Source organism: Rhodoglobus sp. GW821-FHT12B09, from assembly GCF_058809925.1.
In genome coordinates this window covers 100,701-118,857 of record NZ_JBXATB010000005.1, presented here as the reverse complement: position 1 = coordinate 118,857, position 18,157 = coordinate 100,701, and the positions used below count along the sequence as shown (strand labels likewise).

The 18,157-nt window shown below is 70.4% G+C and carries 22 protein-coding genes; 17 read left to right on the top strand and 5 right to left on the bottom strand.

Annotation, left to right across the window (positions count from 1 at the left end):
* Positions 1 to 7 precede the first annotated feature (7 nt).
* The 13 genes from folE (at position 8) to AC1RTC_RS11510 (ending at position 9,500) form a co-directional block, all read left to right on the top strand.
* Positions 8 to 574 carry a GTP cyclohydrolase I FolE gene (gene folE, locus AC1RTC_RS11570; protein WP_493155784.1) on the top strand — a complete coding sequence of 189 codons (567 nt, stop codon included), beginning with the start codon at positions 8 to 10 and terminating at the stop codon, positions 572 to 574.
* Positions 571 to 1,377: a dihydropteroate synthase gene (gene folP, locus AC1RTC_RS11565; RefSeq protein WP_493155783.1), complete on the top strand. Its 807-nt coding sequence runs from the start codon at positions 571 to 573 to the stop codon at positions 1,375 to 1,377. The genes folE and folP overlap by 4 nt, the downstream gene beginning before the upstream one ends.
* The gene (gene folB / locus AC1RTC_RS11560; protein ID WP_493155781.1) at positions 1,374 to 1,772 is read left to right on the top strand and encodes a dihydroneopterin aldolase; all 399 of its coding nucleotides are present in this window, start codon (positions 1,374 to 1,376) and stop codon (positions 1,770 to 1,772) included. Before folP ends, folB begins: the two co-directional genes overlap by 4 nt.
* Complete coding sequence (gene folK / locus AC1RTC_RS11555) at positions 1,772 to 2,290, top strand: 2-amino-4-hydroxy-6-hydroxymethyldihydropteridine diphosphokinase (protein WP_493155779.1); 519 nt, start codon at positions 1,772 to 1,774, stop codon at positions 2,288 to 2,290. The genes folB and folK overlap by 1 nt, the downstream gene beginning before the upstream one ends.
* On the top strand, positions 2,287 to 2,775 hold the full coding sequence (locus tag AC1RTC_RS11550) for a DUF3180 domain-containing protein (protein ID WP_493155777.1): 489 nt from the start codon (positions 2,287 to 2,289) through the stop codon (positions 2,773 to 2,775). Before folK ends, AC1RTC_RS11550 begins: the two co-directional genes overlap by 4 nt.
* Entirely contained in the window at positions 2,772 to 3,251 is a 480-nt protein-coding gene (locus AC1RTC_RS11545; protein WP_493155775.1) for a PH domain-containing protein, read from the top strand. The genes AC1RTC_RS11550 and AC1RTC_RS11545 overlap by 4 nt, the downstream gene beginning before the upstream one ends.
* Entirely contained in the window at positions 3,248 to 4,762 is a 1,515-nt protein-coding gene (locus AC1RTC_RS11540; RefSeq protein WP_493155773.1) for a PH domain-containing protein, read from the top strand. The genes AC1RTC_RS11545 and AC1RTC_RS11540 overlap by 4 nt, the downstream gene beginning before the upstream one ends.
* Positions 4,759 to 5,460, top strand: coding sequence for a Rossmann-like and DUF2520 domain-containing protein (locus tag AC1RTC_RS11535; RefSeq protein WP_493155771.1), 702 nt, complete (start codon positions 4,759 to 4,761; stop codon positions 5,458 to 5,460). The genes AC1RTC_RS11540 and AC1RTC_RS11535 overlap by 4 nt, the downstream gene beginning before the upstream one ends.
* The gene (locus tag AC1RTC_RS11530) at positions 5,453 to 6,490 is read left to right on the top strand and encodes an alpha/beta fold hydrolase (protein ID WP_493155770.1); all 1,038 of its coding nucleotides are present in this window, start codon (positions 5,453 to 5,455) and stop codon (positions 6,488 to 6,490) included. Before AC1RTC_RS11535 ends, AC1RTC_RS11530 begins: the two co-directional genes overlap by 8 nt.
* Positions 6,491 to 6,500: 10 nt before the next feature.
* On the top strand, positions 6,501 to 7,349 hold the full coding sequence (gene panC, locus AC1RTC_RS11525) for a pantoate--beta-alanine ligase (protein WP_493155768.1): 849 nt from the start codon (positions 6,501 to 6,503) through the stop codon (positions 7,347 to 7,349).
* A 169-nt stretch (positions 7,350 to 7,518) separates the two neighbouring features.
* A complete protein-coding gene (gene lysS, locus AC1RTC_RS11520; protein WP_493155766.1) occupies positions 7,519 to 9,021 on the top strand; it encodes a lysine--tRNA ligase in 1,503 nt (500 codons plus the stop codon).
* A gap of 42 nt (positions 9,022 to 9,063) precedes the next feature.
* A complete protein-coding gene (locus AC1RTC_RS11515) occupies positions 9,064 to 9,207 on the top strand; it encodes a hypothetical protein (RefSeq protein ID WP_493155765.1) in 144 nt (47 codons plus the stop codon).
* A 98-nt stretch (positions 9,208 to 9,305) separates the two neighbouring features.
* Complete coding sequence (locus tag AC1RTC_RS11510; RefSeq protein WP_493155763.1) at positions 9,306 to 9,500, top strand: hypothetical protein; 195 nt, start codon at positions 9,306 to 9,308, stop codon at positions 9,498 to 9,500.
* On the opposite strand, the gene AC1RTC_RS11505 is transcribed toward AC1RTC_RS11510, so the two are convergent.
* The 3 genes from AC1RTC_RS11505 to AC1RTC_RS11495 form a co-directional block, all read right to left on the bottom strand.
* Positions 9,484 to 10,458 carry a pirin family protein gene (locus AC1RTC_RS11505; RefSeq protein WP_493155761.1) on the bottom strand — a complete coding sequence of 325 codons (975 nt, stop codon included), beginning with the start codon at positions 10,456 to 10,458 and terminating at the stop codon, positions 9,484 to 9,486. The two genes, AC1RTC_RS11510 and AC1RTC_RS11505, sit on opposite strands and share 17 nt — an antisense overlap.
* A 199-nt stretch (positions 10,459 to 10,657) precedes the next feature.
* The gene (locus AC1RTC_RS11500; protein ID WP_493155759.1) at positions 10,658 to 11,905 is read right to left on the bottom strand and encodes an aspartate aminotransferase family protein; all 1,248 of its coding nucleotides are present in this window, start codon (positions 11,903 to 11,905) and stop codon (positions 10,658 to 10,660) included.
* Between the two features lies 1 nt (position 11,906).
* Complete coding sequence (locus tag AC1RTC_RS11495) at positions 11,907 to 12,797, bottom strand: phosphotransferase (RefSeq protein WP_493155757.1); 891 nt, start codon at positions 12,795 to 12,797, stop codon at positions 11,907 to 11,909.
* Positions 12,798 to 12,874: 77 nt separating this feature from the next.
* Between AC1RTC_RS11495 and AC1RTC_RS11490 the strand changes: the two genes are divergently transcribed.
* Positions 12,875 to 13,510 carry a hypothetical protein gene (locus AC1RTC_RS11490; protein ID WP_493155755.1) on the top strand — a complete coding sequence of 212 codons (636 nt, stop codon included), beginning with the start codon at positions 12,875 to 12,877 and terminating at the stop codon, positions 13,508 to 13,510.
* 9 nt (positions 13,511 to 13,519) lie between these two features.
* Here the strand turns inward: AC1RTC_RS11490 and AC1RTC_RS11485 are convergent, their stop codons facing one another.
* Positions 13,520 to 13,885 carry a type II toxin-antitoxin system VapC family toxin gene (locus AC1RTC_RS11485; protein ID WP_493155753.1) on the bottom strand — a complete coding sequence of 122 codons (366 nt, stop codon included), beginning with the start codon at positions 13,883 to 13,885 and terminating at the stop codon, positions 13,520 to 13,522.
* Entirely contained in the window at positions 13,882 to 14,124 is a 243-nt protein-coding gene (locus tag AC1RTC_RS11480) for a hypothetical protein (protein WP_493155751.1), read from the bottom strand. Before AC1RTC_RS11480 ends, AC1RTC_RS11485 begins: the two co-directional genes overlap by 4 nt.
* A 208-nt stretch (positions 14,125 to 14,332) precedes the next feature.
* On the opposite strand from AC1RTC_RS11480, the gene AC1RTC_RS11475 reads away from it, so the two are divergent.
* The 3 genes from AC1RTC_RS11475 (at position 14,333) to AC1RTC_RS11465 (ending at position 18,138) form a co-directional block, all read left to right on the top strand.
* Entirely contained in the window at positions 14,333 to 16,810 is a 2,478-nt protein-coding gene (locus AC1RTC_RS11475; RefSeq protein WP_493155749.1) for an ATP-dependent Clp protease ATP-binding subunit, read from the top strand.
* Positions 16,811 to 16,906: 96 nt separating this feature from the next.
* Positions 16,907 to 17,407, top strand: a complete 501-nt coding sequence (locus tag AC1RTC_RS11470) for an amino-acid N-acetyltransferase (RefSeq protein WP_493155747.1) — start codon at positions 16,907 to 16,909, stop codon at positions 17,405 to 17,407.
* On the top strand, positions 17,407 to 18,138 hold the full coding sequence (locus tag AC1RTC_RS11465) for an LLM class flavin-dependent oxidoreductase (protein WP_493155745.1): 732 nt from the start codon (positions 17,407 to 17,409) through the stop codon (positions 18,136 to 18,138). The genes AC1RTC_RS11470 and AC1RTC_RS11465 overlap by 1 nt, the downstream gene beginning before the upstream one ends.
* The last annotated feature ends 19 nt before the right edge of the window (positions 18,139 to 18,157 follow it).

Below are 18,157 nucleotides of genomic sequence, written 5' to 3'. Positions count from 1 at the left end.
GCCGCCCATGGCCATCGACCCCGGACGCATTGAGGCGGCCGTAGCCGAACTGCTCTCCGCTATCGGGGAGGATCCGGCCCGGCCGGGGCTCGTCGACACCCCCCGCCGCGTGGCGGAGGCCTACGGCGAGTTCTTCCAGGGGCTCGGCACGGACCCCGTCGAGCACCTGCGCGAGACCGTCCCGACCGAGGGCACGGGCGAGCTCGTGCTCGTGCGCGACATCGAGTTCCGGTCGATCTGCGAGCACCACCTGCTGCCGTTCCGCGGCGTCGCGCACGTAGCGTACGTCCCGGGCGATCGCATCGTCGGCCTCGGCCGACTGCCCCGCGTGGTCGACACGCTCGCCTCCCGCCCGCAACTGCAGGAGCGCCTGGGGGAGGAGATCGCGGATGCCCTCACCGAGGGCCTCAACCCCCGCGGCGTGCTCGTGGTCCTCGACGCGGTGCACGGGTGCGTCTGGGCCCGCGGCACCCGCCAGGCTCACAGCTCGACCGTGACCGTGGCGAGCCGCGGCATCCTCTCCGACCCGGTGCAGCGCGCCGAGGCGATGGCCCTGATCGGGAGCGCGGAATGAGCCCCCGGGTCTTCGGCATCCTCAACGTCACCCCCGACTCCTTCAGCGACGGCGGCCAGTTCGCCGATGCGGCCGAGGCCGTGGCCCGCGGCGTGCAGCTGCGCGACCAGGGCGCCGACATCGTCGACGTGGGCGGCGAGTCCACGCGGCCCGGCGCCGAGCGGGTGGACCCCGCGGAGGAGCAGGAGCGCGTCATCCCCGTGGTCCGCGGGCTGGTGGCCGCCGGCGTGCCGGTGAGTGTGGACACGATGAACTCGTCCACGGCGCTCGCCGCGGCGGAGGCGGGGGCATCAGTCATCAACGACGTCTCCGGCGGCCTCGCCGACCCGGAGATGTACCGCGCGATCGCGCAGTCGAAGCTCCTCTACATCGCGATGCACTGGCGCGGGCACAGCACCGACATGGACAGCCTCGCCACCTACGACGACGTGGTCGTCGACGTGCGCAACGAGCTGAAGGCCCGCCTCGCCGAGATGTTCGTCTGGGGCATCGCGAAGGACCAGGTCGTGCTCGACCCCGGGCTCGGGTTCGCCAAGAACGCGCAGCACAACTGGCAGCTGCTGGGGCGGCTCGACGAGCTCGCGACGCTCGGGCATCCGCTGCTCATCGGCGCCTCGCGCAAGCGGTTCCTCGGGGAGGTGCTGCCGGAGGGCGCGACAACCGCCGACCGCGACCTGCCGACCGCGGTGGTGAGCGCGCTCGCGGCCCAGGCCGGGGTGTGGGCGGTGCGGGTGCACGACATCCCGTCGACGCGCGCCGCGCTCGGAGTCGTCGAGGCGTGGAAGAACGGACGGGCGCAGTGAACCCCAGCGACAACATCACCCTGACAGGCCTTCGCGCCACCGCCCACCACGGCGTGTTCGAGCATGAGCGCGTCGACGGGCAGGTCTTCGTGATCGACGCCGTCGTCTACCTCGACCTCGCGGCGGCGGCGGCCTCGGACGACCTGGACCGCACAGTCCACTACGGCGTCCTCGCCGAGGAGATCGTGGCCGCCGTCGAGAGCGACCCGGTCGACTTGATAGAGACGGTCGCCGAGCGCGTTGCCCGCGTGGTGCTCGCGCACCGTGCCGCGACCGCGACGACGGTCACCGTGCACAAGCCGGCTGCGCCGATCACCGTTCCGTTCGAGGATGTCTCTGTGACGATCACGCGGGTCAGCACGGCGCCGCAGCGCCAGACGGGCTTCAGCCTCTGATGTCGGAACTCCACTACAGCTCGGCCGTGGTCGCGCTCGGCAGCAACCTCGGCGATCGCGAGGCGATTCTCCGTGCGGCAGTCCGCGACATCGCGGCACTGCCCGGGGTCGAGGTCACCGCCGTCTCCGGCCTGGTCGAGACCCCGGCGCTCAAGCCCGAGGGCGTCGACACGGATGCCCCGGCCTACCTCAACGCGGTGGCAGCCGTCCGCACCACCCTCGACGCCCACTACCTGCTGCGCGCCCTCAACGGGATCGAGGCCGCCCACGGCCGCGTGCGCGCCGCCCGGTGGGGCGACCGCACGCTCGACCTCGACATCATCGAGTTCGGCGGCCTCCTCATCGCCAGCGAGGACCTGACCGTGCCGCACCCGCGCGCCGCCGAGCGCGCCTTCGTGCTCGCGCCCTGGCTCCAGATCGATCCGGATGCCGCGCTGCCGGGCCTCGGCCGCGTCGACAAGCTGCTCGCCGCGACCGGCGAGAGCCCGGTCCCGTACGCCGCGGAGCCACTGCTGTGACGCGCACGAAGCCGCTGCACCTGCTCATGCTCGCCGTGTTCGGCGGAGCAGCGCTGTGGTTCGTGGAGGTGGCGCTCGCGGCATCCGGGCGCCCTGTTCTCATTCCGCCGTTCACCCTCGCGGTCGCGCTCGTGCTCATCGGGGCGATCATCGTCGCGATGGCCTGGCCGGTGCGCCGGGTCGCGCGCGGCGACCGGACCGCCCGGGTCGACCCGTTCTACGCCGCGCGGGTGGTGCTGCTCGCGAAGGCGTCGAGCCTCGGCGGCGCGCTGCTCGCCGGCGCGGGGCTCGGGATCGCGGGCTACCTCCTGAGCCGCTCCGTCATACCGGCGGTAGGCTCGGTCACGATGGGGATCGCCACCGCGGTCGGTGCGATCGTCCTCCTCGTCGCGGGGCTGATCGCCGAGCACTGGTGCACGATCCCGCCCGACGACGAGGATAAGAAGAAGCGCCCCGGTACCCCCGACCCGCAAGGACTCTCGTGAGACTCGAACTGCAGCAGGCCGAGTGGAAGCGCGTCTCGCCGAAGTACGTGGTGGTCGACCTGGTCGGCAACCTGATCTTCGGCGTCATCGTGGTCGCCGCGTCCACGATCCCGGCGTTCGTGACCCACAACATCTTCTGGTGGACACTGCCGGCCTCCCTCGCGGTGGTGTTCATCATCGCCCTCGCGCTCATCCCGCGCCGGGTGCGGGCCATGGGCTACCAGCTGCGCGAGGACGACCTCGTGTTCCGCAGGGGGCTCATGTTCCAGCGCTTCGTCGCCGTACCGTACGGCCGGATGCAGCTCGTGGACATCAACCGCGGTCCGCTGGACCGCGCCGTCGGCCTGAGCGAGCTCAAGTTCGTCACCGCCGCCGCAAGCTCGGGCGTCACCATCCCGGGCCTGCCCGAGGCTGACGCCGAGGAGTTGAGGGACAGGCTCGTCGCGCTCGCGGAGAGCCGCAGGGCTGGGCTGTGACGGCCACTGAGTCTCTGCCGACCGGCCGCCTCGCCGACGGGGAGTGGCACCGCCTCCACCCCGCCACCCCGCTGCTCAAGGGCGGCATCGCGCTCATCGCCATCCTCGGCGTGATCGTCGTGAACCTCCGGGACGTGCTCATCAACATCGTGATCGGCGGCGGCCCGGGCGATGAGTACGACCCGTTCGTCTGGATCATCGAGCACGACTACGCGGGCCTCATCATCCTCGCGATCATCGTCGGCCTGCTGCTGTTCATCGGGGGCTTCTACGTCTCGTGGCGGATGCACACCTTCCGCATCACCGACGAGCAGGTGGAGGTGCGCAGCGGCATCCTCTTCCGCACCAACCGCCGCGGTCGGCTCGACCGAATCCAGGGCATCAACATCGTGCGGCCGTTCCTCGCGCGGCTGGTCGGCGCCGCGCGGCTGGAGATCAGCGTCGCGGGGCAGGACGCCAACGTGCAGCTCGCCTACCTCGGGTCGGCGGCGGCGGACGAGCTGCGGCGGGAGATCCTGCTGCTCGCGTCGGGCACGGCGCCCGAGTCAACAGAGTCCATACGGCCCGAGGGCGCCTACTCGACCCGCCTGGTCAACGACCTCCTCGCCCCCGAGCTCCCCGCGGATGCCGCCCCGCCGGAGTCGGTGGTGCAGATGCACCTCGGCCGGCTCATCGGATCGCTCGTGCTGAGCGGGTTCACCGTCTTCCTGCTCGCCGCGATCGCTGGCTTCATCGTGGTCACGACGCTGACGGGCGAGCTGTTCTTCCTGTTCGCCTTCGTGCCGGGCATCATCGGCATGGGCAGCTACTACATCTCCAAGTTCACCAAGTCGCTGCGGTACAGCATCGCCTCGACCCCGGACGGCATCCGCGTCGGCTTCGGCCTGCTCTCGACGAGCAACGAGACGCTCCCGCCCGGCCGCATCCACGCCGTCGAGGTCACGCAGCCGCTTCTGTGGCGCCCCGCCGGCTGGTGGGAGATCAAGATCAACCGCGCCTCGCACTCCTCCGCGCAGGGGGCGGCGGGCCAGGCGAACACCACGATCCTTCCCGTGGGCAACCTCGCGGACGTGCGCAAGGTGCTCGAGCTCGTGCTCCCGGGCCTCATCGACCCGGAGTCCATCGCCCTGCTCGAGCGCGGACTCACGTCGAAGGGCGGGGACGACGGCTTCATCAACTCGCCGCCCCGGGCCCGTGTCATCCGCTGGTTCTCCGTGCGCCGCAACGGCTTCGCGATCGTGCCCGGCGCCGTCCTGCTGCGCCGCGGCGCGGTCTGGCGCACCCTCGTGGTCGTGCCCGCCGCGCGGATGCAGAGCGTCGCGCTGCACCAGGGGCCGATCCTGCGCCGCCTCCGCCTCGCGGGCCTGCGCCTGCACACCGTCGCCGGGCCCGTGATCCCGTACCTCGGTGCCATCGACGCCGAGGCCGCCGTGGCGGCGTTCGGAGACATCTCCGCCACCGCCGTCGCGTCCGCGGGCGCGGACACGAGCCACCGCTGGCGCACGGCGTGACCCAGTCCGGGCGTCTCGGCGTCGGCGTTATCGGCGCCGGCCATGTCGGGCCCGTCCTGGCCGCCGCGCTCGCGGGCGCCGGCCACGCCATCGTGGGCATCGCCGCCGTCAGCGAGCGCAACCGCGACCGGGCGCGCGCGATGCTGCCCGAGGTGCCGATCCTCGAGATCCCCGACCTCATCGAGCGCAGTGAGCTCGTCATCCTCGCGATCCCGGAAGACGAGATCGAGGCGCTCGTGGCCGGCCTCGCCGCCACCGGGACCTGGCAGCCCGGGCAGCTCGTGCTGCACACCGCGCCGGGGCTGGGCTGTGCGGTTCTGGCGCCCGCCGTCGCGGCCGGCGCGATACCGCTCGCCGTGCATCCCGCCATGGTCTTCACCGGCACGTCCCTCGACCTCGTGCGCCTGCGCGAGAGCTACTGCGCGGTCACGGCGCCGACACCGGTGCTGCCGATCGGGCAGGCGCTCGTGGTCGAGATGGGCGGCGAGCCCGTCATCGTGGCCGAGGCCGACCGCGGGACGTACGCCGAGGCGATCGCGACCGCGACGAGCTTCTCGGGGGAGATCGTGCGGCAGTCCACGGCGCTGCTCGAGGGCCTCGGGATCGAGTCGCCCGCGGGCGTGCTCGGCCCCCTACTGCGCTCGTCGGTCGAGACGGCGCTCACCGCCGCGGGCGAGGAGCCGCGCTACCTTGTCTGACCTGCTGCCGGGCATCGCCAGCCGCAAGGTCGGGGCGTCGAACGTGCTCGTGAAAGCGGGGCAGGATGCCGCGGCGCCCGCGATCGTCTTCCTGCACGGCAACGTCTCGTCGTCGCTGTTCTGGCAGGACACGATGCTGGCGGTCCCCGCCGAGTACTCGGTGTGGGCGATCGACCTGCGCGGCTACGGCGACAGCGACGCTCGCCCGGTGGATGCGACGCGCGGGCTGCGCGACTTCACCGACGACGTGGCCGGGGTGATCGAGGAGCTCGGGCTCGGGGCCGTGCACCTCGTCGGGTGGAGCATGGGCGGTGGCATCGCGCTGGACTACGCGCTCGGGCATCCCGTGCGCTCGATCACGCTGCAGTCGCCGGTCTCGCCCTACGGATTCGGGGGAACGCGCCTCGACGGCTCGCGCCTGACGGACGACGACGCGGGCACCGGCGGCGGCAGCGCCAACACCGAGTTCGTGGCCAACCTGGCGTCGGGCGACACGGGGGAGGGCGAGCTGACCGCGCGCGGCGTCTTCCGCAGCGCCTACGTGGCGGCCGGCTACGAGTCGGCCAGGGAGGACATCTGGGTCGCGTCGATGCTCAGCACGGCCACGGGCATCGACAATCATCCGGGGGATGCCACGGCCTCCGCCCACTGGCCCGGATTCGCTGCGGGCACCCGCGGCGTGCTGAACGCCATGGCGCCGAAGCACCTCGACCTCACCGGGATCCTCGGCCTCGCCGTCAAGCCGCCCGTGCTCTGGGTGCGCGGCGACCGGGACGCGATAGTCTCCGACACCTCCTTCTTCGACATCAACTACCTCGGGCAGCTCGGGGTGATCCCGGGCTGGCCGGGCGCGCAGGTCGCCCCCGCGCAGGCAATGGTGTCGCAGACGCGGGCCGTGCTGGACCGCTATGCGGCGAACGGCGGCAGCTACCGCGAGGTGGTGTTCGAGGGCGCCGGGCACTCGCCGCACCTCGAGGACCCGGACCGCTTCACCGCCGAGCTGCTCCGGCACGTCTCCGCGGCGGGGTAGCCTCGTCTTCGTGAGTACGCCTGTCGTGATCGAGACGATCCGGGGGATGCGGGAGGCGATCGCCGCCGAGCGCGCCAACGGCAAGTCCATCGCCCTGACCCCGACGCTCGGGGCGCTGCACGAGGGGCACCTCGCCCATGTCGTACGAGCGGCCGAGGTCGCTGACGTGCGGGTCGTGTCGATCTTCGTCAACCCGACCCAGTTCACGGTCGCAGCGGACCTCGATCGCTACCCCCGCACGCTCGAGGCCGACGTGGAGAAGCTCGAGGGCGTCGACTACGTGTTCGCGCCGTCAGTCGAGGAGATGTACCCGGACGGCCCCACCGAGACCATCATCACCGCGGGCAAGGTCGGCACCCTGTTCGAGGGCGCGTCGCGCCCCGGCCACTTCGACGGCGTGCTGACCGTCGTCGCCAAGCTGCTCGACATCGTCACGCCCGACATCGCGACATTCGGCCAGAAGGACGCCCAGCAGCTCTTCCTCGTTCGCCGCATGGTCGTCGACCTGAACCTGCCGGTGCGCATCGAGCCCATCGAGACGGTGCGGGAGGACGACGGCCTCGCCCTCTCCAGCCGCAACCGGTTCCTCGACGCGCGTGAGCGCCGCGCGGCCCGCACACTCTCCGCCGCGCTCGACGCTGCTGCCTCCGCGGCCGACAGCGGTCTCGACGCCGCACTCGCCGCGGCGCAGGGCGCTCTTATGGGCGAGTCGCTCGTCGCCCTCGACTACCTGAAGTTCGTGCATCCCAAGACCTTCCTGCCCGTCGATGACGGCTACCGGGGGCCGGCGATCGCCATCGTGGCCGCCAAACTCGGCGAAACCCGCCTGATCGACAACGAGACGGTGTACCTGGGCTGAGCGCTGCCGTGGCGGGTTGAGTAGCGCGCTCTGGCGCGCGTATCGAAACCGCGAGTTCGGGGTTGGGGTTTCGATACGGCCGCGGGCGGCCTACTCAACCCACCCGCGGGCGGCCCACTCAACCCACCCGCGGGCGGCCCACTCAACCCGCCCGTAGGATTGACGGGTTATGAGCGACGAGACCGAGACCCCAGCCGAGCCCACTCCCGAGGACATCTTCGAGCAGAAGGCCGTGCGGCTGGGCAAGCGCGAGCGGCTCATCGAGTCGGGGCGCGAGGCGTACCCGGTGTCCGTGCCGATCACGACGACGATCCCGGCGCTCCGCGAGCGCTTCGACGAGCTGCAGGCCGACGACACCACCGGCGAGACCGTGGGCATCGCCGGCCGCGTGGTGTTCCAGCGCAACACCGGCAAGCTGTGCTTCGCGACACTGCAGTCGGGCGACGGCAGCCGCATCCAGGCGATGGTGAGCCTCGCCGAGGTGGGCGAGGAGTCGCTCGACGAGTTCAAGGAGTTCGTCGACCTGGGCGACCACCTGTTCGTCAGGGGCGAGGTCATCTCGAGCCGCCGCGGCGAGCTGAGCGTGCTCGTGAAGGAGTGGAGGATCGCCGCCAAGGCCGTCATGCCACTGCCGAACATGTACTCCGAGCTGAGCGACGAGGCGCGCGTGCGCAGCCGCTTCCTCGACCTGATCGTGCGCGAGCAGGCGCGGTTCACCGTGCGGGCCCGCGCGAAGGTCAACGCGAGCCTCAGGAGCACGTTCGCCAGCCAGCACTACCTCGAGGTCGAGACCCCGATGCTTCAGACGATGCACGGCGGTGCATCCGCCCGCCCGTTCGTCACGCACAGCAACGCGTTCGACACCGAGCTGTTCCTGCGCATCGCGCCCGAGCTGTTCCTCAAGAGGGCCGTCGTGGGCGGCATCGACCGCGTCTTCGAGATCAACCGCAACTTCCGCAACGAGGGCGCGGATTCCACGCACTCGCCCGAGTTCGCGATGCTGGAGGCGTACGAGGCCTACGGCGACTACAACCGGATGGCCGATCTCACGCAGGAGCTCGTGCAGAACGCCGCGCTTGCCGTGGCCGGCCAGCTCACGGTCACGTGGGCCGACGGCACCGAGTACGACCTGGGCGGCGAGTGGGACCGGGTGAGCATGTACGAGTCGGCGAGTGCGGCATCCGGGCTGGAGATCACGCCGGAGAGCGACTACGCCTACCTCAAGGAGCACGCCGACAAGATCGGCATCGAGGTGGACCACCCCACCCACGGCAAGCTCGTGGAGGAGCTGTGGGAGCACTACGTGAAGGTCGACCTCGTGCGCCCCACGTTCGTCATGGACTTCCCCGTCGACACGAGCCCCCTCGTCCGCGACCACCGCAGCATCAAGGGCGTCGTGGAGAAGTGGGACCTCTACATCCGCGGCTTCGAGCTCGCGACCGGCTACTCGGAGCTCGTCGATCCCGTGATCCAGCGCGAGCGCTTCGTCGAGCAGGCGAAGCTCGCGAGCAAGGGCGACGTCGAGGCCATGCGGCTCGACGAGGAGTTCCTGCGCGCCCTTGAGCACGGGATGCCCCCCACCGGCGGCATCGGACTCGGGATCGACCGCCTGCTCATGGCGATCACCGGCCTGGGCATCCGCGAGACGATCCTCTTCCCGCTCGTCAAGTAGCGGTACCGGAAGCGCTTCGGCAACCCGTCCTAGACTGGGGGCATGAGCGACCCGAAGGTTCCCGCGGAGGGGAAGAAGAAGCAGCCCATTTCGTTCACCCGGATTGCGATCTGGGTGATCGTGGGCGGCATCGGCCTCTACCTCGTGATCACCGGACTCGTCGGAGTCATCACCAAGGGCTCGTAGTGGATCGCCGAACGTCGCGACTCATTACGGGCCTCGGTCTTGCGCTGATCCTGGTGGTCGTCGCCATCGTGTTCTTCATCAAGAGTTACGCTGGGTAGATGCCACAGGACTTCTGGTCGAACGCGATCTTCTCGGTGATCCCGACGATCCTCGTGGGCCTCATCTTCTGGTTCGTGATGCGCGCGATCATCCGCTCCGACCGCACCGAGCGCAAGGCCTACGCGCGCATCGAGGCGGAGGAGCGCGCGAAGCTCGGCCTCCCGGCCAAGGCCGACGCTACCCGCGAGGGCTGAGCCGCACGTTCACCGGCAGCTCCGGCGCGGGCAGCGGGCTGCCGTCGTAGTCGACGGTGCCGAACCGGCCGAGCGGGTTGCCGCCCGCGATCACGTCGCGCTGCCACGCGTCGCGGTACTCGACGATCTCCTCGTGCGTGCGGCCGATGAAGTTCCACCACATCACGATGCGCTCGCCCAGCGGCTCCCCGCCCAGCAGCAGCACCCGCGCCGCCTCGGCGCCGGTCTCGATGGTGAGCGTGCTCCGGCCCTGCGGCACGTAGCCGAGGTGCGAGACCGGCACGGCGACGCCCTCCACGACGACATCCCCCGCGTCGACCAGGATGCCGTGCTCGAAGCCCGCATCCACGTCGAACGTCACGCTCGCGCCGGCGGGCAGGTCGACTTGCGCCCCGAGCAGGCGGCTGAAGACGGTGGCCGAGGATGCCGCGCCCGCCAGCTCCCCGATGAACACCCGCACGGTGGCCGCCCCGACGGCGAAGGGCTGCGGCACGTACGACTCGAACGCCGGGCTGCCGTTGCGCGCGGACTCCGGCAGCGCCACCCACAGCTGCGCCCCGTGCAGCACAGTGGTGGCGGCCGTCGAGACCTCCGAGTGCGCGATGCCCGCGCCCGCGGTCATGAGGTTGAGCTCGCCCGGCCGCACCGGGGCGTGGCTGCCGACGCTGTCGCGGTGGTCGATCTCGCCCGCGAACAACCAGCTCACGGTCTGCAGCCCGGTGTGCGGGTGCGGGGGCACGAGCATCCCGCCCCGCTCTGACACCAGGTCGGGGCCGTAGTGGTCGATGAAGCACCACGCGCCGATCAGGGATCGCGAGCGCTGGGGGAGGGTGCGGCGCACGGTCATCGCGCGAGGGCCGCCGAGCGGCACGTCGCGGGGGTCGAGCACGGTGACGGCGCCGCTCGAGCCGGTCGACACCTCGTCGATCTCCACCGGGTCCTTCTCGAGGTTGCTCACAGAAGAAGCGTACGACGCATCCCTGTCCTGCCCCATGCGGACCTTTCGACACCATGCGCCCGCCACGAGCGCCGCATGATGTCGAAACCTCCGCACGGGCTCCAGCTACCGCAGCACGGCCGCGAGCCTCCCGCCTAACGCCGCGAACCTCACGAACGCCGGTTTCGATACGCGCGCTAGAGCGCCCTACTCAACCCGCCTACCGCAGCACGGCCGCGAGCTCCGTGAGCAGCCGGTCGGCGTCGCCCCGCGAGAACGGCAGCGGCGGCCGGATCTTGAGGGTGTCGTTCGCGGCCCCGGACGCGGAGAGCAGCACCCGGCGCTCGCGCAGGTCGTTCACGGCCTTCACGGCGCGGTCGGCGCTCTCGAGCTGGGCGCCGATGAACAGGCCCGCCCCGCGGACCTCGAGGAAGGGCATCCGGCGCAGTTCCGTCAGCAGGTACCCGCCCACGTCACGGGCGTTCTCGATGAGGTTCTCGTCGCGCAGCACGTCGAGCGTGGCCTGCGCCGCCGCGATCGAGACGGAGCTACCGCCGAAGGTGTTGAAGTACCGCGAGCTCTCGTTGAAGCGGTCGATGAGCCCGTGCGGCGCCATGACCGCGGCGATCGGCTGCCCGTTGCCCATGGGCTTGCCCACCGTGACCAGGTCGGGCACGATGCCGTACCGCTCGAAGCCCCACATGCCGCGGCCGAGGCGGCCGAAGCCCGGCTGCACCTCGTCCGCGATGAACAGCCCGCCCGCCTTCCGCACGGCGGTGATCGCGCGCGCGAGTCCGGGCACGTCGGGGTAGACGCCGTCGGAGGCGAAGACCGTGTCCACGATCAGGGCGGCCGGCCGGATGCCGAACACCTCCAACTCGGAGAGAGTGGCCTCGACCGCCTCCGCGAAGTCGACGCCCGTCCCCGGCGCCCGCACGACGCGCGCCCATTCCGCGACGGACTCGATGCCGCCCAGCGACGGCGAGATCGCCGCGATCTCGGTGGTGACCCCGTGGTACGCGTTGAGGCTCACGATCACGCCGGAGCCACCGGTCACGAGCTTCGCCATGCGCAGTGCGAGGTCGTTCGCCTCGGAGCCGGTGCACGTGAACATGATGTTGTCGATCGACTCGGGCAGAGTCGAGAGCAGGTCCTCCGCGTACGACACGATGCCCTCGGAGAGGTACCGCGTGTGCGTGGTCAGCAGCCCCGCCTGCTTCGCCATGGCCGCCGTGACGCGGGGATGCGCGTGGCCGACCGACGGCACGTTGTTGTACGCGTCGAGGTACTCGACCCCGTTGGCGTCGAAGACCTTGGTCCCCTCCCCGCGCACGAGCTGCACCGGGTCGTCGTAGAACAGGCGGTAGGCGGAGCCCAGCACGCGCGAGCGGCGCTCGACGAGGTCTCGCGTCGCGGCATCCAGTCGGCCAGCGCTGGCGGGGTCGAAGTAGGTGGCGGGTCCGGCCATGTCAGAGCCTTTCGAGGGTGCGGAGGAGCGACGGCGAGGGGATGAGGCCCGGCTCGAGAAGGGGCGGGAGGATGATGCGCTGCGCCAGTCGCGCGGCGATGAGCACCGGCAGCGCCTCGAGCTCCGCGGGCAGGAGCCGGGTCACGCCCTCGTAGCCCGCGACGAAGGCCGCGATGGTGGCTGACGGGTCCGCGCCGTCGGGCAGGAGGTACGCGAGCGCGACGGCGAGATCCTGCACCCGCGGAGCGTGCACGGTGTCGCCGAAGTCGAGGATTCCCGTGATCCAGGCGGGGTCGTCGGCATCCACGAGCAGGTTGCCCGGGTGGAAGTCGTTGTGGATCACCTGGTGCGGCAGCGCGGCCAGGTCGAGCGCAGCGAACCGGTCGAAGACCGCGTCGAGGGCGTCGGGATGCCCGAGCCCTCGCAGCGCGTCGAAGCTCTGCAGGTCCCAGGCGAAGGTGCGGTGCGCGCCGGCGTGCTCGAAGCCCGCGAGGGCCGCGGCCGCGCGGGCGAGGCTCGCGCCGGTGGCGGCCACCTCGTCGAGCCCGTAGGGGGTGTCGCGCATGAGGGCCCCGGGAAGCCAAGTGAGCAGCCGCGCGATGCGCCCGTCGACGGTGACGGTGCCGAGGACGGACTGCACGGGCAGCCCGACGGCCCCGACCCTCGCCATGGCCTCGGTCTGCAGCGCGACGTACTCCGCATCGTCGAGGGGGTGCGCGATCTTGAGCAGGCGGTCGACAGCGCCGCGCACCCGGAACGAGTCGTCCCGCTCGGTGTCCAGCCGGTCGAGCGCCACCGCCGCAATGCCCCAGTGCTCGTCGAGCAGGGCGGATGCCCGGTCGGCCGTGATCCGCGCGAACGGCTCCGTCAGCTCCCGCAGCAGATCTTCCACGGCTCCAGCGTAGGTGGACGGCCCAGTCCGCCAAATCCCCCTGTTGGGCTCCCGCCGCGGCCCCCTATCCTGAGCGCATGTCACTGCCAGTCCGCGTTGCCGCCGCCCTTGCCGTCGCGCTCCTCCTCGCGGGTTGCACCCCCGAGGCCCCCGAGCCCACCGCCGCTCCCGGGTCGCAGGGCGCGACGTCGGCGCCCTCGACCCCCACCCCCACGGAGGAGGCCCCCGAGACGGTCGACCCCGCCGACTTCCTCCTCGACGGCACTCCCGGCGTCGTCGACGCCGATGGATTCTGGAAGGGCCACTACGGCTTCTACACGGACGACTCGAAGGCCGTGCGGTGCGACGTGTGGGTGTTCAGCGGAGACAGCGGCGGCGTCATCTGCGCGGTCACACCGGGCAGCGAGAGCCTCGTCACCTACGCCCGTCCCGCCGCGGACTGCGACGGATCGGACGGCTACCTCGCCGACGGCTACTCGGCAGGCATCAACTACAAGGTCTTCATGACGGGAACGACGGGCTTCGAGGGCTGCGGCAGCGGCGCCTCCGACTTCGCCGGCGCGACCAAGGTGCTGAAGGACAACCAGACTCTCGTGGTCAGCCACGACCCCGAGAGCTTCACCTGCACGGTCGCCGCGGGCGCCGCCACCTGCACGGATGCCGCGGGCGCGTCGATCACGTTCGGCCTGGCGGTCGCGACCTTCCAGGGGTGACGGCTGCTCCTAGAGCGCTTCAACCTCGCAGAATGCACTTGCTGCGGCCGCCAGTCGACGATCGCCGGTGAGGAGGGGCAGGCCCAGGTGCATTGCCAGGGCCACGTACGCGGCGTCGTACGGGGTGATGCTATGGCGCAACTCCCAGACGGTGGCCGCGTGCCCGCGGTGCGACACTCGGCGAACGTCGTTGGAGAGCCAAGCGAGGAAGGCCTTGGTGGCCTCGTGGGACGTGCGCTGCTGTCGCAGCACGGTCTTCCTGAGGACGTTCGCTATCTCCAGGTCAATGAGGTCGGGAGCGTAAACGCGCTGGGCCGCGCGTGCGAGATCCGAGCCGGTCTCGAAGCATGACGCATCGATCACGAATGAGGTCACTCGCCACGGCCCTCGCGGATCACGGCCACGAGCTCGTCCGGACTGAGGCCGGAGAACCCGATCGGAATACCGAACCGGTTCACGTTCTCGGGGTTCTCCAGCGCGTCGGCTCGGGCTTCCACCTCAAGGCCGCGCGCCATGCGGGTCAACTCCCGCCGGAGGTATGCCGAGAGCGAGATGCCCTCGCGGGCAGCGGTGTCCCGCAGGATCAGCTGTACCTGCTCATCCAGGTCGCGCACTTGCACAGTAACTCCCATCCCACAATTGTATTGCATGCAGATAGCCCAGTGTGCATGCACTTCGAGCAGATTGACGGCCGGCCATCAAGAACTGTGGAGAACGGGAAACACGGTCACGCCGAGGGCGAACACCGGACTATTGCGGGCCCCCGCTGGTTACTCTCTCTATATCGGCACCGAAATCCTGCCCGGCGCCTAAGGAGTAGAGATGTTCGAAAGATTCACCGACCGAGCTCGTCGCGTCGTCGTCCTGGCCCAGGAAGAGGCCAAGATGCTCAACCACAACTACATCGGCACCGAGCACATCCTGCTCGGCCTCATCCACGAGGGTGAGGGCGTAGCCGCCAAGGCGCTCGAGTCGCTCAACATCTCCCTCGACGCGGTTCGCGAGCAGGTCCAGGACATCATCGGCCAGGGCCAGCAGCAGCCGACGGGCCACATCCCGTTCACGCCGCGCGCCAAGAAGGTCCTCGAGCTGTCCCTGCGCGAGGCGCTGCAGCTCGGCCACAACTACATCGGCACCGAGCACATCCTGCTCGGCCTCATCCGCGAGGGCGAGGGCGTCGCAGCCCAGGTTCTCGTGAAGCTGGGCGCCGACCTCAACCGCGTGCGCCAGCAGGTCATCCAGCTGCTCTCGGGCTACCAGGGCAAGGAGGCCGTCGCCGTCGGCGGCAACGACGCTGCGCCCGACAAGGGCTCGCAGATCCTCGACCAGTTCGGCCGCAACCTCACGCAGGCAGCACGTGACGGCAAGCTCGACCCCGTCATCGGCCGCGAGAAGGAGATGGAGCGGGTCATGCAGATCCTCTCCCGCCGCTCCAAGAACAACCCCGTGCTGATCGGCGAGCCCGGCGTCGGCAAGACCGCCGTCGTCGAGGGCCTCGCCATCGCGATCGTGCGCGGCGACGTCCCCGAGACGCTCAAGGACAAGCAGCTGTACACGCTCGACCTGGGCTCGCTCATCGCCGGCAGCCGCTACCGCGGTGACTTCGAGGAGCGCCTCAAGAAGGTCACCAAGGAGATCCGCACCCGCGGCGACATCATTACGTTCATCGACGAGATCCACACCCTCGTCGGCGCGGGTGCCGCAGAGGGCGCGATCGACGCCGCGAGCATCCTCAAGCCGCTGCTGGCCCGTGGCGAGCTGCAGACGATCGGTGCGACGACCCTCGACGAGTACCGCAAGCACTTCGAGAAGGATGCCGCGCTCGAGCGCCGCTTCCAGCCCGTGCAGGTGCACGAGCCGTCGCTGCCGCACACGATCAACATCCTCAAGGGACTCCGCGACAAGTACGAGTCGTTCCACAAGGTCTCCATCACCGACGGCGCGATAGTCGCGGCCGCGAACCTCGCCGACCGCTACGTGGCCGACCGGTTCCTGCCCGACAAGGCGATCGACCTGATCGACGAGGCCGGCGCCCGTCTGCGCCTGTCGATCCTCTCCGCGCCGCCGGAGCTCCGCGAGTTCGACGAGAAGATCGCCGCCGTTCGCGGGCAGAAGGAAGGCGCGATCGAGGACCAGGACTTCGAGAAGGCCGCGAGCCTGCGCGACGAGGAGAAGAAGCTCCTCGGCGAGCGGCTGCGCCTCGAGAAGCAGTGGAAGGCGGGCGACGTCTCCACCACCGCACAGGTGGACGAGGGCCTGATCGCCGAGGTGCTGGCTGCGGCCACGGGCATCCCGGTCTTCAAGCTCACCGAGGAGGAGTCGAGCCGGCTCATCTTCATGGAGAAGGCGCTGCACATGCGCGTCATCGGCCAGGAGGAGGCCATCTCGGTTCTCTCCAAGACGATCCGCCGCACCCGCGCCGGCCTCAAGGACCCGAAGCGCCCCTCGGGCTCGTTCATCTTCGCCGGCCCCACGGGCGTCGGCAAGACCGAGCTCGCCAAGGCGCTCGCCGAGTTCCTGTTCGACGACGAGGACGCGCTGATCTCCCTCGACATGTCGGAGTACGGCGAGAAGCACACAGTCTCGCGGCTGTTCGGTGCTCCTCCCGGATTCGTCGGCTTCGAAGAGGGCGGCCAGCTCACCGAGAAGGTGCGCCGCAAGCCGTTCTCCGTGGTGCTGTTCGACGAGATCGAGAAGGCGCACCCCGACATCTTCAACTCGCTCCTCCAGATCCTGGAAGAGGGACGCCTGACGGATGGCCAGGGCCGCGTGGTCGACTTCAAGAACACCGTGATCATCATGACCACGAACCTCGGTACGAAGGACATCACGGGAACGCCCATCGGCTTCACGTCGGCATCCGACACCGCCACCGGCTACGACCGGATGCGCGGCAAGGTCGTCGAGGAGCTCAAGAAGCACTTCAAGCCCGAGTTCCTGAACCGCGTCGACGAGACCATCGTCTTCCCGCAGCTGAGCAAGGACGAGCTGCTGCAGATCGTGGACCTCTTCATCAAGCGGCTCAGCGAGCGCCTGATGGACCGGGACCTCACGGTGGAGCTGACAGTTCCCGCCAAGGAGCGCCTGATCGAGGTCGGTTTCGACCCGTCCCTCGGTGCGCGACCGCTGCGCCGCGCGGTGCAGCACGAGGTCGAGGACGCCCTGAGCGAGAAGATCCTGCACGGCGAGCTGAACGCCGGCGACCACGTGCACGTCGACTTCGCCAACGGCGAGTTCGTCTTCACGACGGGCCGCCAGGCGGGCCTCCCCGAGAAGGAGCCCGAGGCAGTCGAGGCGTAGGCAGAAAGGCCGGTTGAGTAGTCCGTCCACGGCCGTATCGAAACCCAGTTTCGATACGCCACGGGCGGCTGCTCAACCGGCCTTACTCTTTAACCCGTGACCTTCACAGTCCGCAGCGCCCGCACGAGCGACGTCCCCTTCATCCAGGGCCTCGTGGAGCCGTACGTGCAGGAGCGCATCCTGCTCGGCAAGGACCGCGTCGTGTTCTACGAGGCGGTGCAGGAGTTCCGCGTCGCCGAGACCGACGACGGCACCATCGTCGGCTGCGGCGCCCTCCACGTCATGTGGGAGGACCTCGCCGAGGTGCGCACCCTCGCCGTCGACAGGGCCTCGCGCGGAACCGGCGTCGGCCACGCCCTCCTCGAGCGCATCGAGGCGGATGCCCGCGCCCTGGGCCTCTCGCGCCTGTTCTGCCTCACCTTCGAGACGGAGTTCTTCGGCCGTCACGGCTTCGAGGCGATCGGCGAGAGCATCGTCGCCCCGGACGTGTTCGTGCAGCTCACCCTGTCTCCCGACGAGGGCGTCGCCGAGTTCCTCGACCTCTCGCGCGTGAAGCAGAACACCCTCGGCAACACCCGCATGCTGAAGCACCTCTGATGGATCTCTCCCGCGTCTCGATCGGCCTGCCCGGGGCGACGCCCCACGACGTGCTCGAGGCGCTCGCGCCGCAGATCGAGGCGGCGGGATTCCGCGGACTCTGGCTCAACGACACTCCGGGCGGTGACTCCCTCGCCGGGCTGGCTGCGGTTGCGCGGGCGACGTCGGCGCTCCACCTCGGCACGGGGGTGATCGCGCTCGACCGGCGGCCGGCGGTGAGCATCCTCTCCGCCCTCGGCGACCTGCCCCTCGACCGGCTGTCGCTCGGCGTCGGGACCGGTGCCGCCCGCCACGGGCTCGCCCTCGTGGAGGAGTCGGTGGCGGAGCTGCGTGCCGGAACCACCGCCTCGATCGTGGTCGGCGCCCTCGGCCCGAAGATGCGCGCCCTCGCCGCCCGCGTCGCCGACGGCGTGCTGCTCAACTGGATCACGCCGGAGGCGGCGGCCGTTCAGGCGGTCGAGCTTGCCGAGACCCGCACCATCCTCTACGCGCGCACCGCCCTGAGCCCGGATGCCCTCCCCGCCCTCCGCGAGGAGGCCGCCCGCTACGGCGGCTACCCCGCCTACGCGGCCAACTTCGCGCGCGTCGGCGCCAACCCGATGGACACCACCATCCAGGACCTCGCCCGCATGGACGAGTACCTCGCCGTCGTCGACGAGCTCGTGCTGCGCGCGATCACCCGCGAGCCGACCCTCGCCGAGTACGAGCGGTTCCTCGCGGCGGTGCAGTAGCCGTATCCCCGCGTGCCCT

Bases quoted from the DNA above. Each gene is read 5' to 3' on its own strand.
- folP (WP_493155783.1), top strand. From the start codon at position 571: ATGAGCCCCCGGGTCTTCGGCATCCTCAACGTCACCCCCGACTCCTTC.
- AC1RTC_RS11465 (WP_493155745.1), top strand. From the start codon at position 17,407: ATGGATCTCTCCCGCGTCTCGATCGGCCTGCCCGGGGCGACGCCCCAC.
- AC1RTC_RS11515 (WP_493155765.1), top strand. From the start codon at position 9,064: ATGAGCGACCCGAAGGTTCCCGCGGAGGGGAAGAAGAAGCAGCCCATT.
- AC1RTC_RS11475 (WP_493155749.1), top strand. From the start codon at position 14,333: ATGTTCGAAAGATTCACCGACCGAGCTCGTCGCGTCGTCGTCCTGGCC.
- AC1RTC_RS11510 (WP_493155763.1), top strand. From the start codon at position 9,306: ATGCCACAGGACTTCTGGTCGAACGCGATCTTCTCGGTGATCCCGACG.
- folK (WP_493155779.1), top strand. From the start codon at position 1,772: ATGTCGGAACTCCACTACAGCTCGGCCGTGGTCGCGCTCGGCAGCAAC.
- AC1RTC_RS11490 (WP_493155755.1), top strand. From the start codon at position 12,875: ATGTCACTGCCAGTCCGCGTTGCCGCCGCCCTTGCCGTCGCGCTCCTC.
- folE (WP_493155784.1), top strand. From the start codon at position 8: ATGGCCATCGACCCCGGACGCATTGAGGCGGCCGTAGCCGAACTGCTC.
- lysS (WP_493155766.1), top strand. From the start codon at position 7,519: ATGAGCGACGAGACCGAGACCCCAGCCGAGCCCACTCCCGAGGACATC.
- AC1RTC_RS11500 (WP_493155759.1), bottom strand. From the start codon at position 11,905: ATGGCCGGACCCGCCACCTACTTCGACCCCGCCAGCGCTGGCCGACTG.